The sequence below is a fragment of the Nostoc sp. LEGE 06077 genome (genome assembly GCF_015207705.1).
Classification (GTDB): domain Bacteria; phylum Cyanobacteriota; class Cyanobacteriia; order Cyanobacteriales; family Nostocaceae; genus Nostoc_B.
Map to the genome: position 1 here is coordinate 1 of NZ_JADEWI010000065.1, position 14648 is coordinate 14648.

Annotated in this window: 11 protein-coding genes, 1 tRNA gene and 1 pseudogene; 7 read left to right on the forward strand and 6 right to left on the reverse strand. The window is 40.8% G+C overall.

What is annotated here, in order from left to right; translation table 11 throughout:
* Positions 1-474: 474 nt before the first annotated feature.
* Positions 475-1144: pseudogene (locus tag IQ244_RS27245) on the reverse strand (class I SAM-dependent methyltransferase).
* Positions 1145-1206: 62 nt separating this feature from the next.
* On the opposite strand from IQ244_RS27245, the gene IQ244_RS27250 reads away from it, so the two are divergent.
* On the forward strand, positions 1207-1614 hold the full coding sequence (locus IQ244_RS27250; protein ID WP_193899852.1) for a hypothetical protein: 408 nt from the start codon (positions 1207-1209) through the stop codon (positions 1612-1614).
* 97 nt (positions 1615-1711) lie between these two features.
* Positions 1712-2485 carry a hypothetical protein gene (locus IQ244_RS27255; protein WP_193899823.1) on the forward strand — a complete coding sequence of 258 codons (774 nt, stop codon included), beginning with the start codon at positions 1712-1714 and terminating at the stop codon, positions 2483-2485.
* Between the two features lie 117 nt (positions 2486-2602).
* Here the strand turns inward: IQ244_RS27255 and IQ244_RS27260 are convergent, their stop codons facing one another.
* From IQ244_RS27260 to gshA, 5 genes are all read right to left on the reverse strand, one after another.
* Complete coding sequence (locus tag IQ244_RS27260) at positions 2603-3040, reverse strand: SufE family protein (protein WP_193899824.1); 438 nt, start codon at positions 3038-3040, stop codon at positions 2603-2605.
* A 200-nt stretch (positions 3041-3240) separates the two neighbouring features.
* Positions 3241-3314, reverse strand: a tRNA-Met gene (locus IQ244_RS27265).
* Positions 3315-3486: 172 nt separating this feature from the next.
* Positions 3487-5712, reverse strand: coding sequence for a peptidoglycan DD-metalloendopeptidase family protein (locus tag IQ244_RS27270; RefSeq protein WP_193899825.1), 2226 nt, complete (start codon positions 5710-5712; stop codon positions 3487-3489).
* Between the two features lie 789 nt (positions 5713-6501).
* Positions 6502-6963, reverse strand: coding sequence for a tRNA (cytidine(34)-2'-O)-methyltransferase (locus IQ244_RS27275; RefSeq protein ID WP_193899826.1), 462 nt, complete (start codon positions 6961-6963; stop codon positions 6502-6504).
* 450 nt (positions 6964-7413) lie between these two features.
* Positions 7414-8553, reverse strand: coding sequence for a glutamate--cysteine ligase (gene gshA, locus IQ244_RS27280; RefSeq protein ID WP_193899827.1), 1140 nt, complete (start codon positions 8551-8553; stop codon positions 7414-7416).
* A gap of 1256 nt (positions 8554-9809) precedes the next feature.
* Between gshA and IQ244_RS27285 the strand changes: the two genes are divergently transcribed.
* The 5 genes from IQ244_RS27285 (at position 9810) to IQ244_RS27305 (ending at position 14406) form a co-directional block, all read left to right on the forward strand.
* The gene (locus tag IQ244_RS27285; protein ID WP_096582394.1) at positions 9810-10310 is read left to right on the forward strand and encodes a DUF2231 domain-containing protein; all 501 of its coding nucleotides are present in this window, start codon (positions 9810-9812) and stop codon (positions 10308-10310) included.
* Positions 10307-10912: a DUF2231 domain-containing protein gene (locus IQ244_RS27290; protein ID WP_193899828.1), complete on the forward strand. Its 606-nt coding sequence runs from the start codon at positions 10307-10309 to the stop codon at positions 10910-10912. Before IQ244_RS27285 ends, IQ244_RS27290 begins: the two co-directional genes overlap by 4 nt.
* An 88-nt stretch (positions 10913-11000) precedes the next feature.
* Positions 11001-11918 (forward strand): cytochrome c oxidase subunit II, encoded by a 918-nt coding sequence (locus IQ244_RS27295; protein ID WP_193899829.1) that lies wholly within the window; start codon positions 11001-11003, stop codon positions 11916-11918.
* Between the two features lie 41 nt (positions 11919-11959).
* The gene (ctaD, locus tag IQ244_RS27300; protein ID WP_193899830.1) at positions 11960-13627 is read left to right on the forward strand and encodes a cytochrome c oxidase subunit I; all 1668 of its coding nucleotides are present in this window, start codon (positions 11960-11962) and stop codon (positions 13625-13627) included.
* A 167-nt stretch (positions 13628-13794) separates the two neighbouring features.
* Complete coding sequence (locus IQ244_RS27305) at positions 13795-14406, forward strand: cytochrome c oxidase subunit 3 (protein ID WP_193899831.1); 612 nt, start codon at positions 13795-13797, stop codon at positions 14404-14406.
* The last annotated feature ends 242 nt before the right edge of the window (positions 14407-14648 follow it).

Genomic DNA, 14648 nt, shown 5'->3' on the forward strand with positions numbered 1-14648 from the left:
CGCTAGGATAAAAATTTCTGGCGCACAGTGGAATGTTGAGAGTGTTAATCACATCCTCTCTGTTCGTTGTGCTTATCTTAATGGTTTACTTGCTATTTGAGTATTTCTGCCAAAAGTGGATGCTCCCGATACATGGTTAAACCAATCCGGTTTAAATCCTTCCTCAAGTTACTTAATTAATTACAATTAAATGTCTTACTTTAGTTATAAATTCGATTCAATATTTTATTGTTTATGTAAAATTGAACACAAAAAGATAATCATGATAAAAAGGCAGATTAAATAATGAATTTATCTCCCGCTACATCTAAAAATAAGTATTTAGTTTGATTCGGCTTGAGGATATATAGGAATCATATTTGATTTGGAGAAAAAACTCAGTACACCTCTGTTACGTCTTTTCCTATTCCCTGTTCTCTGTTTCCTGTTACCTTCCTACACAAGTAATTTCAATAATCAAGTCAGATTCCTATATTAACCTCGCTTGAGTGCTAAACTAAGTCCATCGCCAATGGGGACAAGTGAGAGTGTAATTCGTTGATCATTGTGTAGCTTTTGATTGATAGCACGGATAGCTTGAGTGTTGTGATCTTGAATTTGATTGAGGGTTGGCTACTTGCCCAGACCATAAAACATTATTGATCGCAATCAAGCCACCAGGACTAATTAATTGCAAACATCGCTCATAATAGTCATCATAATTTTCTTTATCAGCATAAATAAAGGCAAAATCAAAGGTTCCAGCTTGTTCGGTCGCTAATAGTTGATCTAAACTTTCTAGGGCTGGTGCTAATCGTAGGTCAATTTTATCGGCAACCCCAGCTTGCTGCCAATATTGTCGTGCGATTGCTGTATACTCTTCACTAACATCAAAGGCAACGATTTTACCATCAGCGGGTAGTGTTCAAGCGACGGAAAGTGAACTGTAACCTGTAAACACGCCAAATTCTATGGTCTTTTTTGCACCTAATAACTGCACTAGCAATCTCATGAACTGTCATTGTTTTGGCGAAATTTGCATATTTGCCCTAGGATGATTGGCAGTTTCGTAGCGAAATTTTTGTAAAATTTCTGGTTCTTGCAGCGAAACTGATAACAAGTAGTCGTAAACTTGGCTATCAAGTCCAATAGTTGGTTTTGACATGGTAGATGGCAGAATTTAAGGCAGATACCGCTATACTAGCGCTGGAGAGTAGAATATCGAAGATGGTGCGATTCTTGGTCACAATAATTTTGCTGGTGTTGTTAACTGCTTGTGGTACTATTGGGCTGCTGCCAACTAGCGAGTTAGTACGAAAAGCGATCGCACTTGGGCTAGAACAAACCCAACAAGAACTTAGTCAAAAACTAGATCTAGATTTTCAGGGGTTGGAAATTAAGCAGTTAAAAATTGCCGAAGAAAAACCACTGACAATTCAAAATTTACCAGCCTTCCGCGTCAAGGGAAAATACGATTTAATTATCAAGCTACCGCAGCGACAGTTGACGCAACTGCAACAACCTTTTGAACTGTACTTACAAATTCAACAAGAAGGCAAAACTTGGCGATTATTATTGCCAGATAAGACTAGCAAAGATTCTCAAAGAGTTTGGCGTAGTTATCTTATTCAATAATTAATATGTGCAAGTAACCAAACCAGCACAACCATTCCGTAGAAATCCTCAGCCATCGCCATGATTGAGATGATAGTTTCACTGGAGTCATGGCAAAATGTATTTTAACTTTTTTATCAGTTCCATCGTGGGAATTGTCACTATATTACTGTTAGCATTTGGCGTACTGCAATGGTTTCATGTACCCGCAGGTAACTTCTTAGATTGGGTAATTGGCGGTGCAAGTTTTTGGTGGTTATTGGTAGTTGTCACTGTACCTTGGAATGTGCATTTTCAAGCAAAAGAAGTCTTAGCAGAAGCAGCACAATCTACAGAAAAAGGTATTCCTGTAGATGCCAAACAAGTAAAATATGTCCAGTTATTAGCCAAGCGATCGCTTTGGCTGGCTGTTGTTTTACACATATTCTCCGCAGTTGGACTTTACACCCTCGCCGCCACGGGAATTAGTACAGTAGGTTACATCAGTTCTGGTGCAGCTTTATTATTAACAATTCTGCGTCCGGCGATTCGCGCCTACGAATATTTATATGCACGGCTAACAATGATTCGCCAAGAATGGAAATATCCCCGCGAAGATATTTTTGAACTGCGTAATCGTTTCTCTGAATTAGAGAATAAAGTGCAATTTTTAGAAGAACAACTTAATCCAGAACAAGCATATTCTTTACCAGTAACTCAACAACGCTTTGCTGAAGAAACACGCAAAGAACTATCAAGAATTTTAGCTAATTTAGAAGAATTACGCGCCACGAATCAAACAGAACATGAACGTTTAGCCAGAGAAGCTAGAAATGCGATCGCCCAACTTTCTACTGATGGGCAATTTCTCGATCACGTCCGCGAAATTATTAGGTTTTTCAAAACGGCTTAAAGTTATTGAGCGAAATCAAACTAACTAGTGCAATGTTTTTCAAACTGAATAAGTACTGAGTATAATAAAAATTACTCAGTACTTTCACACTTCATCAGTACCGCAACCAGTATGAGGTTATGATTGTTCTAACTTACATTCCAACGCCTTTTTTTGCATAGTTTTAAATATGTTATAAAACCCGTTAGCGCGGGAAGGTGTCAAGCTGACATTTAAACCTGTTTCTTGAATAAAATCGGGTGTGAGTTGGACAATTTCTGTGGGACTTATACCATTTAAACCTTCAATTAACAGCGCGACTAGCCCTTTGGTTAACTGAGAGTCAGAATCTCCTTGAAATGCAACTTTCCCATCATTAAAAATTGCCGTGACATAAACCTGCGAAACACAACCAGGGACTTTATTTTCTGGTATCTTGTCAGCTTCTGGAAACTCTGGAAGCTTCTGTGCGTACCAGATGAGTTGTTCATAGCGCCGCTTAGGATCTGAAGCACGTTGAAAGCGCTGGACGATTTTAGCGAGAGCAGGTGGTAAAGAATCTAAACTGGAAGACATAACAGAAGCTGCAAATAATTCGGTCTCACCTTGAGTGTAAATTATCTAGAGGGCGATCGCGTTCATCATGAGCAAGTCTACGATCTAACTCTAGGAATAAACAATTTAGACGGGAAACAAGCATTTATTCTGGTGATAAATCATGCTCAAAACTAGATGAAGGTATTTAGCAGGATGAGCATAAATGTATAAGTCTGAAATGGCTCAGGTCGGAGTTGAACCAACGACCCCAGGCTTATGAGTCCCGTGCTCTAACCAACTGAGCTACTGAGCCAAACGTTTTTACATCGATTCTTAATATAGCATATACATTTGTTGATGACTAGTCTATTTTACAATTAATTTTCCCTAACAATCGCATCTCAGCATCTGACAAAACTGGGCAAAAGAGGGAGGAAAACTCCCTCTTCTCATAAGGCAATGTCTGGTTTATGCCCAGTCAAGGACTATATGCGGTTTTGTTGTGGTAAAAAGGCAATTGGGTTAACTGCGCCCTTACCTGATGGATGAATTTCAAAGTGAGTGTGCGGCCCAGTACTGAAACCAGTACTACCCATTAAAGCAATGGTTTCGCCTTGACGCACTTGCTGACCTGGACGCACTAGAATCTTGCTGTTATGACCATAGCGGGTCATACTACCATCAGGGTGACGAATATCAACGAGATTACCGTAACCACCTTTGTTCCAGCCTGCTTTTTCAATCACACCATCGGCTGAGGCGTAAACTGGTGTACCAGTGGCGTTAGCAACGTCAATACCTTTGTGCATTCTTCCCCAGCGCCAACCATAACCAGAAGTAAATACACCTTTTGCTGGCCAAATATGAGCTACAGTCGAGGTGGAAGGTGGTGGTATGGTCTCATCAACAGGTTTGGGTAGGTATTGATCTACTGCTGCCAAAGGAGGCAGTTGTGGCGATACCTGAGTTCCCCCCATTCTTCTGAGAGAATCAGAAGCGTTAACCCCAATTGGTGGTGCTGCGACTCCAGTCTGGTTGGGACGAAACTCTGGATTAATTGGTTCGCCGTTGTTAAGGCGAGTAGCACGAAATTCGGGCTTAATCGGTTGAGCGCTGTAGCTTGGTAAGATTGGTGTCGGAACAGGAATAGGTACTGCAAAAGTCTTAGTTCCTGATACAGGCTTAGTTACTGCCAAGTTACTCGGAATAGCTACAGGAATTGGGATAGCAACGCTATTTTTGTCAGTGTCAGTAATTGCTTGTGCAACTACATTACCGGACTCTTGAGCGCGGTATTTCTGCTGTAGTCTTTGAATCTCTGCCTGTAGACTCTGTAGGCGCTCGCTGTTTCTGCTTCTGGCTACCTTTTGAGCAGTTTGGCTTCCTGATTGTAATTCGGCAAAGACTTTGGGTACGGGAGTATCACCACCTACACCGTAAGGATTAGCGTTAGCAGTATTTGTCTGTGTTTGATTGTTTGTTGCTGTTGCGGTTGGCTTTGCAGCATTATTGTTGACAAAAACTGGTGAAACTGGCGCTAAAGATACATTTGGGTTGCTGCTGGCAGTGTTAATAGGTACACCAGCTACTGGGGAATTTTTAGTAAACTGTACAACAGATGGATTAACAGCTACAGGTATTGAAATTGCGCCATTGCGGTTCAGGTTGGCAGATGGTAGAACTAGCTTCTGACTAATTTTCAGCTGGTTAGGATTACTGATATTGTTGAGTTTTGCTAATTCTGCAACAGTGGTGTTGTATCGACTGGCGATCGCTGCTAGAGTATCTCCAGGCTTAACTTCGTAGGCTGTATTAGTATCTGTTGGTGACACCGTTTGTGGTGTGGCAGGTGCAGATGTTGTTGCTATTGGCTGTATCTGCTCGCTGGGAGATTTTGTCTGCTTAGTCTCTGGGAAGAACTTTGTTTTGTCTTCATCGACCAGAGAGGGCAACTGTTGTGCTACCTCTTGATTGATGCTGGTAGGTGGCAACTTCTCTGCTACAGTTGTCTCCTGCGCCGATGCGGTAGTAGTTTTAGCTAAATTTTTTGACTCCCCAGACCGCAACTCCGTCAGACTTGCTCTTAGGCGGTTCGATTTTTCTTGTAAGTGATACAGGGCAAACTCTTGCTGTGCTTTTAATTTAGCGTTGACTTCATCACTAGCAAATGTAGTTTCGCTACCTGTTGTTGGTACTTGGTTGGCTGAAAAAGCGGTTTTAATGCCTGGTACATCATTAGCATTCAGGATTTCCGGCAACTGGTTGGCTGCTGTTTTGGAAATATTCTCGGCTGCTGGAACTTTTACAGACATTCCACTTGCCGCAACTTGCAATTTAGCTTCAAGCCCAGGCAACTGTGAAATTGCTGTTGGTTCCACAATGACAGGATTTTCTGGCATTGTCGCTGGGGAGACTAGTTTGGTCTCCAGCTTCGTGGGAACAAATTTCATTTCAGTATCAGACGCAGCGGGAAGATTTGAGGCTACCTTTTGGCTACCTACAGGTGCTGCGGCTTGGGCTTGATCGCTTTGTCGAGTCACTAAAAGACTGGTTGCTCCGACTGAGATAGCCAAGCCAATCATGGCGGCTTGTGTGCTAACCCGACGATTGATCTTGGGATTGACTACACTTAACTGTTCGTTCGGGACACCATCATTGCTGGGGGTATTTTTCAGCACAGCTTTTACTCTTTTTTTCAATGCTCGTTTCAAAGACGACCTCCTATGATCACTAGCGCTTAACTGACCTCGATTTTGCAGTCGGAATACTAGTCCATGATTTAGATCACATCTAATGATAGACCTGGATCACACTCACCAGAGATACTTACGCAAGATTAACCTGCTTCTCTGATTTAGACAAGTTTACACCTGTTAGCAAAACATAAAGTTGCTGTGCTTACTTGTCCGCTCCACTTCTCACACCCTAGAACTATTGCTCTTGACAGTTGTCAGCGCCTACTTTACTTGCTGGGATTGGAAAAGTTGATATTAGCCGAATCTGCTTTTATTGTCAGCAATTTTTAGTTGCTGTAACTTCTAAAAAAAAATGATGCCTCCTGCTGTAAATATCTTCAAGGTTTTTCTTTCCGATCCGTCTTCCCAACAGGAGACTTTACGTTGATTATTCCCTAAAAGACAACCGTACAAACTCTCCAGTACTTTTGTCCTCCTGAAATATACTTATTCAGACGAAATAGTACAAATGCCTTATCCGTATGGTTTTTCAGCTTTTTCTTTCCTGAGACTCAATGAATGAAATTCATCAAAATCTATCATTCAAATTTGGTATGTTCTCAAATTTAATATATAAATTTCTTATATTAAACCTATCTAGTGAACTAGACTTTTTCGGAATTTATACTGAAAATTCCATTTTTTAAGTATAAAAAGTCAGAATCTTTTTGATGATAACTAAATAACTTGCTCTCGAAAATCCCATTTCCAATTACTTTTAGGAGCTTTATAAGTATAAATACTTATAAAGCTCCTAATCAAAAACTACACTAAATAACCTAGTTGTCGCCGAGCTTCAAACAAGCTGACAGCAACACTAACCGAAAGATTGAGGCTGCGAACCCCTGGTTGAAACATGGGAATGTACAAGGTTGTATCACAAATGGATAACGCCTCTGGTGATAAGCCAGTAGTCTCGCTACCAAACAGTAGCCAATCATTAGCTTCAAACTGAAACTGAGTGTAATTAAAACTGCCCCTCACTGAGAAACCTAGACATCTACCGCCACGCTGTTGATGTAAGCGTTGAAAGGCTGCCAGTGACTCGTGATCATGTAGTTTGACATAAGGCCAGTAATCTAACCCGGCTCTTTTAAGGTAGCGATCGCTAATTTCAAACCCTAAAGGCCCCACCAAATGTAATTCTGTACCTGTAGCAGCGCAAGTACGCGCTATATTGCCTGTATTCGGGGGAATTTGCGGATTTACTAAAACTACCTGGGGCATTGTCTGTAAAACTGAGAGATTGTATAAAAAGTTATATTGACAAGAAAAAATCTATCAAAAGGTAGAGGTTATCTATAGGTTTTATTAATAACCATTTTGTAGTTTACATCGATTAGTTTTTTAAAACAAAAAAATCGTCAATTCTTCCCGAAAATATTCAGAAAATGTGTTTGATTAACTTGCAGACAAAACTATTTTATGTTTTCTGAAGCAGAAATATACCCTGAATTATTTGCCGACTACTTTGAGAAAATCTACCTTATGTATGAAACCATAAATTATGGTATTGGAGTAATAGGAATTTTGAGGTCGGGGATTAGGTAGTGGTAAATCAGCTAAAACGCCTCTCAATTACATAAAAACCTAGAAAAGCCGTAATTAGTCATTTGTCTGTTGTTTTTTACAAAGACTAATGACTAATGACAGCCTTAAACCCAGCTTAATTTCCCATTAAGCCAGCAAGGAAGAACACAATTTGTTTTCTAGTTCCATTTCGCGTTCTTGTGTCGCCACAATAGCTTGGGTAATGACACGCTGACAGTCAAAACCTACGCTATGTAGTTGTAGCCACTGTTGAGCTTCGTTCCCTTCACGCAGGATTTTATGCAATGGGGAAAGGAAACAGCTAAAGCCTTGTTGTTTAGCGATCGCCCAAACTTCTTGATATAATTCCGCAATCCAATCTCTAGCTAAAATAGTTCTGCCATCTTGCCAATGTTGCATTTGAGCATCTAGACTCGCACTAGCGGCTGCTATTTCATTGTTAGTGGTCAGCGCAATTAGTTCTTCCGGGGAGAAGCTACTGTTAGTTAAGGGATCTAAATCGGGATTATTGATTACCTGCAACAAACGCGCTTCTAACAAGGCGGTAATTGCCAGCAAAGCAATGGGATCTGTAACTAAATCGCAAATTCGCAATTCTAAGCGATTGAGATCATAAGGACGGCGATCGCCATTTGGTCGTACCGATACCCATAAATGGCGGACATTTTGCATTGTCCCCGCCACTAACTGCTCTTCTACCCACTGAATATGATGGGCGTGGCTAGTAAATAACGGCACGTAAGCAGGTGTTTGGGGAAAGACACCCCAACGGGTAGAGTGATAGCCAGTGGTTTTGCCATTAAAAAAGGGCGATGAAGCACTGAGAGCGAGAAACAGTGGTGCTTCTAAGCGGATGAGCCGACAAGCCCGCATTAATACTTCTGGGTCGCTAATACCTATATTTATATGCACACTGGCAGTAACTACATTTGTGCCGTAGCTCTGCTCAATATAATCATGATAAGGATTGGTTGGATCAGAACGAAAGAAGCGATCGCCCCCACTCAATGACAAAGTACTTCCGGGTATTAAAGTATAATCCCCCAAACGCTGGAGGTACTTTCTTAACTCCCGGCGGGGATGTAGTAAAGCACATAAGAGATTTTCGTAACTTGTTGATGGCTTCGTTATGTATTCCACGTTGCGGCTGTCTGGTTCCCGCATAAAGCCGTCCAAATCTGCCACAATCTTATCGGAGAGACCAACAATTTCACCTTGAGGTGTGCCAGTATACATCTCGATTTCAAAGCCTTTTGATAGCACCACTTAGTTCTCCTTGGCTCTCCCAGCCTATTAATTGTATCGAATTAGACGTTTTTTTGGTATTGAGTTTGCCGTTATTTAAACGTTAAGAATCTTTTAGCAGAACATTTATCACGACAAACTATTTGTTTTTGCCACTTAGTAATTACTTAAGATAAAAGTATCAATTTTATTTCTGCCTTTGTATGGAGATTTACATACTACATTAGGTTGAAAAAACCGTACTCAAGATTTTGTCTTTTTCAGCAAGTTGAGCCGACTAGCTGTGAAATGCCACAAATTTTGCCGACATCATTACTACCAATGACACATACTACTGGATAAGTGACACTCAAAACTTCTATTTTTCAGCAGAAATTCCCAGTATCTGTTGAGCGCCAATTGTCCAAGCGACGCTTTTAGACGCAAAACTCCTACAGATATTAATTATGACAATTTAAATTAGATATAAAATAATAGTATGGTGCTTTGTGATGCAGCGCTATACACATTGTTTTTAACTAAAAAATGATCGCAAATTTTCCAGCGTGGCATGATTGTAATACTGCTTTGAGAAGAATTAATTGGCGATCGCCTGATGAATATTAGAGGCAATTTATAAAGTAAATATTAAGTAGGGTGTGTTACAGCTATACAAGTATTTTGGAACTTAAGAGATTGAGAATTAGCCGTAACGCACCATCTTTCTCGGTGTGCAAAATCAAATCAATAAATAATCAAATAATTTTAATTAATTTCTGATTTTACTATATCAGGCACTTATTTTCTGCTTTTCAAAAACTTATTACAGTAATAGTTTTGTCATTTTAATTACAAATACATATTTTTTAATTGTATAACATTGCATATACAAATATTTTTATCTATGCAATATCTAAAATTAAAAGGTAGATAAGCTACATCATCATAATTGTTTTTCTGTTAGTGGCTTCATTTCTCAAGCTTTCTATTATTTTTTTGACAACTACTAAAAAAATCCTTAAGCTAATAGATAGATGACCGAGTATTAACCAAATAACTTCGATTTTGTGAGGTAAATTCAAAATCGTTGTGAGAAAGTATCAGTATGAACAAATGAATTGAACTCAATCATTGACGATAAATAGTAACTTCAACCAATTTAGCTAGAAAAAAGCTAATACCTGATTTATTGGATTTCGCTACGCGGTTCTGAACATCATCCAATCAGGTGTAAATGTTTGTATTGATGATCGTGCTTGTCTGTTAATCATGAAACTTTGGCTGAGGTGCAGTAAACTATGTTGGATTTTTTTACATCGTTGAACGACCATAATTTACCCTATCCAGATACGCTACACCCAATCGTTGTTCACTTTGTAATTGCGATGGTAGTGTTTGCCTTTTTCTGTGATGTATTAGGTTATTTTACTGGCAAAGCTCGCCTATTTGAGGTGGGTTGGTGGAATATGTTTGTTGCGACGATCGCCATTTTTGTAGCGATTATTTTTGGACAATTTGAAGCAGGTTTAGCCCAACCCTACGACGTAGCTAAATCAGTTTTAAATATCCATACACTGATTGGTTGGTCACTTTCTGGCATCATCGCTGCAATTACAGCATGGCGCTATGTAATTCGTTCCCACAATCCCCAAAAATTACCAATTCATTATTTAGCAGCCGGATTTATCTTAGTAGCAATTGTCGGTGTACAAGTATATTTCGGTGATCAATTGGTTTGGGTATATGGATTGCACACAGTACCAGTTGTTGAAGCAGTAAAGGATGGAATGCTGCCATGAATTCAGACCTAATTAATCAATTGAACGTAGAATTGGGTGCTAACGGACTGCCTTACACTCTGCCGATTCACCCAAACTTAGTACATCTCACCATTGGTCTATTCATCATTGGAATTACCTTTGATATTGTAGGTGTTCTATTTCCCTTCCAAAAATGGGTATTCAAATTTTTGGCAATTACAGTTGAACGTGCCAACTTCTTTGATGTGGGTTGGTACAACATGTTTGGCTCAACCATCATTACCTTTTTTACTGTAGCCGCTGGCTTTTACGAAATGCTTTTAGCAACCCCACCCACAGAAATCAAAAGTGCTTGGGGCTTGCAAGCAATGCAAACAATGCTTTGGCATGGTATTGGTGGTGTCGTCTTACTCGCCCTATTTGTGGGAATGACCATGTGGAGAGGATGGCAGCGTTTTGTGTGGAGTAAAGATTCCGACACAGAAGTGCATTGGGGCTATTTGTTGGCGGGAGTAGCAATTATGTTTTTGATGTTCCTTCACGGCACATTAGGAGCGCAACTAGCTGCCGAATTTGGTGTTCACAACACCGCAGATAGATTACTGAAATTAGGCGAAGACCTGAACACAATGCTCAAATAACTGTCCAGGGTCAAAAGTCCAAAGTCCAAAGTATTTAATTGTGACTCTTGACCGTTGACTCTTGACTATTGACTCTTGACCAAAACTCATGAAACTCCCCAAGATTTTAAACATATTAACCTTAATTACTGGTGCGATCGCCGTGAGCATCACCAGTATGTGGATAGGTAAACAAGCCTATTCTTGGCTACCGCCGCAAGCTGCGGCCGAATCTCATCTGATTGATGATTTGATTAGTTTTTTGGTGACATTAGGTGCATTTATTTTTCTTGGTGTTACTAGCACCTTAATGTACTCTGTGATTTTCCATCGCGCTGAGAAAGACGACTTCAGCGATGGCCCTCACATCGAAGGTAATGTCACTCTAGAAGTTGTCTGGACAGCTATCCCCATTATGTTAGTACTGTGGATTGCTGGCTATAGCTCCCAAGTTTACGAACAAATGGGAATTCAAGGCCCCACACAGTTAGTGCATTTGCATAATCCCGTGGGAATGGAATCAGCTTATGCAGCCACAAAAGACGCTGTTATGAGCGAACCTGTAGAAAAAATTGATGTCATTGCCAAACAATGGGCGTGGGTATTCCATTACCCTGAGAAAAATGTTACCAGTACCGAACTGCATTTACCAAGCGATCGCCGCGTACGTTTAGCACTGCAATCAGAAGATGTACTGCACGGCTTTTATATCCCGGCATTCCGCCTCAAACAAGACATCATTCCCAACCACACTATCGACTTTGAATTTACCCCCATTCGTCAGGGGCAATATCACCTTACTGACTCTCAATATAGCGGTACTTACTTTGCCACTATGCAGGCAAATGTAGTTGTGGAATCCCCCGAAGAATACCACAAATGGCTGACGAAAATCGCTACACATAAACCCTTCTTTGCTAAGAACCAAGCTGTGAATGAATACGCCGAAACAGCTAGTGAACCAGTGAAAAATGGCTGGGATACAGTTGTCCCCGCTGCTCCTCCTCTGGTGAATTTTTCCGGTTGACGGCAGACACACCCTTACACCCCTGTTTTTTCAAAAGAACAATGACTAACGTCCCTATTGATAGTCTCAACCTCCCGGTTGGGAAACCTCAGCATGAATCTCCAGGAGGCTGGAAACAATACTTCAGCTTTAGTACCGACCACAAAGTAATTGGTATCCAATACCTTGTGACCGCCTTTTTCTTCTTTCTGGTCGGCGGTATCTTTGCCATGATCTTGCGGGGAGAATTAATTACCCCCGAAGCTGATTTAGTTGACCGCACCGTATATAACGGGATGTTCACTATGCACGGCACTGTGATGCTGTTCTTGTGGACATTTCCCTCACTTGTTGGTTTTGCTAACTATCTCGTCCCTTTGATGATTGGGGCGCGAGATATGGCATTTCCCCGCCTCAACGCCGTCGCCTTTTGGATGGTACCTGTAGTCGGTATTTTGTTGATGGGCAGTTTTTTCGTTCCTGGCGGCCCCGCCCAAGCAGGTTGGTGGGCTTATCCACCAGTCAGTCTCCAAAATCCCACAGGTAACTTGATTAACGGTCAAGTTTTATGGCTGTTGGCAGTGGCAATTTCTGGTGTCTCCTCAATTATGGGGGCTGTCAACTTTGTTACTACCATTGTCAAGATGCGTGCGCCCGGTATGGGCTTCTTTCGGATGCCTTTGTTTGTCTGGGCAGTACTCAGCGCTCAAATCATCCAATTGTTTGGCTTACCAGCACTGACAGCAGGTGCGGTAATGTTGTTACTTGACCTCACCGTAGGTACTGGCTTTTTTAACCCAGCCAATGGCGGAAATCCCGTCATGTTCCAGCATTACTTCTGGTTTTACTCCCACCCTGCGGTGTATGTGATCATTTTGCCTGTTTTCGGCATTTTCTCCGAAATTTTCCCTGTCTATTCTCGCAAACCTTTATTCGGCTACAAAGTAGTTGCCATTTCATCACTGTTAATTGCCGTAGTCAGCGCCATTGTCTGGGTACACCATATGTATGTCAGCGGTACTCCTGCTTGGATGCGGTTGATTTTCATGTTGACAACTATGTTTGTCTCTGTACCCACTGGCATTAAGGTATTTGCTTGGGTAGCGACAATTTGGGGCGGTAAGTTGCGGTTGAATACACCCATGTTATTTGCCTTGGGTGGATTAATCATGTTTGTCTTTGCTGGCATCACAGGGATTATGCTGTCTTCTGTACCTGTGGATGTTCACGTTAACAATACCTACTTTGTCGTGGGACACTTCCACTATGTTCTGTTTGGCACAGTAACAATGGGCTTGTACGCTGCCATTTATCACTGGTTCCCCAAAATGACTGGGCGGATGTACTACGAAGGTTGGGGTAAGTTGCATTTCTGGTTGTCATTTATTGGTACTAACCTCAACTTCTTACCCATGCACCCACTGGGTTTACAAGGGATGTTGCGTCGGGTTTCTTCCTATGCGCCAGAGTATGAATTCTGGAATATTATTGCGAGTCTTGGTGCATTTCTGTTAGGTATGTCTACCTTACCTTTCATCTTCAATATGGTAGTTTCTTGGATGCAAGGTGAGAAAGCCCCTGATAACCCTTGGCGGGCAATTGGTTTAGAGTGGTTAGTTTCTTCACCACCACCTGTTGAGAACTTTGAAGAAATTCCTATTGTGATTTCTGAACCTTATGGTTACGGCAAATCAGAACCGTTAGTTGCAGAAGCTAATAGTCATCATTAATGACAAAGCTAATTAGGGGACGCAGTTAAGTAAAACTGGCCAGACATCTGTCTGGTGTGTCCCCACAACTGAAAGTTGATTTTTTAAACGCAAAAGGGCGCTGAGGTAAGCGCAGAGCTACGCAAAGTAGTTCTTAAAGCAAGATTACACAATTTAGAATTTCACCAATGGACAGCTATATCGTTCCTAAAGAGTTAGAAAATCACTCTCATCCGGCTGGTGAGCATGGACATGATGAAGAAGGCAATAAAATGTTTGGTTTTATTGTTTTCTTATTGTCGGAAAGTGTGATTTTCTTGAGTTTTTTCGCTGGTTACATTGTCTACAAACTGACAACTCCTAACTGGTTGCCGCCTGGTGTGGAAGGATTAGAAGTTAGAGAACCTGCCATTAATACTGTTGTGTTGGTTGCTAGTAGTTTTGTGATTTATTTAGCAGAACGCGCTCTCCAACGCCATAATTTATGGGGTTTTCGCCTGTTTCTTTTAGCAACAATGGCGATGGGCAGTTACTTCTTGGTAGGACAGGCGATTGAATGGAGTAACTTGGCTTTTGGGTTCACAACTGGCACCTTTGGCGGAATGTTCTACCTGTTAACAGGTTTCCACGGCTTACACGTTTTGACAGGTATCCTGTTGCAATTGATAATTTTGATCCGTTCTTTCATTCCTGGAAATTACGAATCTGGTCACTTCGGAGTTAATGCTACTTCTCTGTTTTGGCACTTTGTTGATGTGATCTGGATTGTTTTATTTGTTCTGCTCTATATTTGGCAGTAAATATTCAGCTTTGTCCAAAAATTAGAGCAAGTTTTTAGCGGGAGGGTAAGGTAATTCACCTTTTCCTCTGTTTTTCATATTTAGGTATTATAAAAATGATTTTATGATCAGTTATAAAAATATGTCACTCTATCTCTGTATAGATGTGAAAAAATTTATTTTTAAGATACAAATGGGAAGGCTTAATGTTGAAAATTAAATTTTACTGAGCTAAACAAATTCAGCATATACAATTTTCCCTA

What these genes read in the sequence shown, in the direction of transcription:
- IQ244_RS27250 (WP_193899852.1), top strand. Translation starts at nt 1,207, where the DNA reads ATGGTGCGATTCTTGGTCACAATAATTTTGCTGGTGTTGTTAACTGCT.
- IQ244_RS27255 (WP_193899823.1), top strand. Translation starts at nt 1,712, where the DNA reads ATGTATTTTAACTTTTTTATCAGTTCCATCGTGGGAATTGTCACTATA.
- IQ244_RS27260 (WP_193899824.1), bottom strand. Translation starts at nt 3,040, where the DNA reads ATGTCTTCCAGTTTAGATTCTTTACCACCTGCTCTCGCTAAAATCGTC.
- IQ244_RS27275 (WP_193899826.1), bottom strand. Translation starts at nt 6,963, where the DNA reads ATGCCCCAGGTAGTTTTAGTAAATCCGCAAATTCCCCCGAATACAGGC.
- IQ244_RS27285 (WP_096582394.1), top strand. Translation starts at nt 9,810, where the DNA reads ATGTTGGATTTTTTTACATCGTTGAACGACCATAATTTACCCTATCCA.
- IQ244_RS27290 (WP_193899828.1), top strand. Translation starts at nt 10,307, where the DNA reads ATGAATTCAGACCTAATTAATCAATTGAACGTAGAATTGGGTGCTAAC.
- IQ244_RS27295 (WP_193899829.1), top strand. Translation starts at nt 11,001, where the DNA reads ATGAAACTCCCCAAGATTTTAAACATATTAACCTTAATTACTGGTGCG.
- ctaD (WP_193899830.1), top strand. Translation starts at nt 11,960, where the DNA reads ATGACTAACGTCCCTATTGATAGTCTCAACCTCCCGGTTGGGAAACCT.
- IQ244_RS27305 (WP_193899831.1), top strand. Translation starts at nt 13,795, where the DNA reads ATGGACAGCTATATCGTTCCTAAAGAGTTAGAAAATCACTCTCATCCG.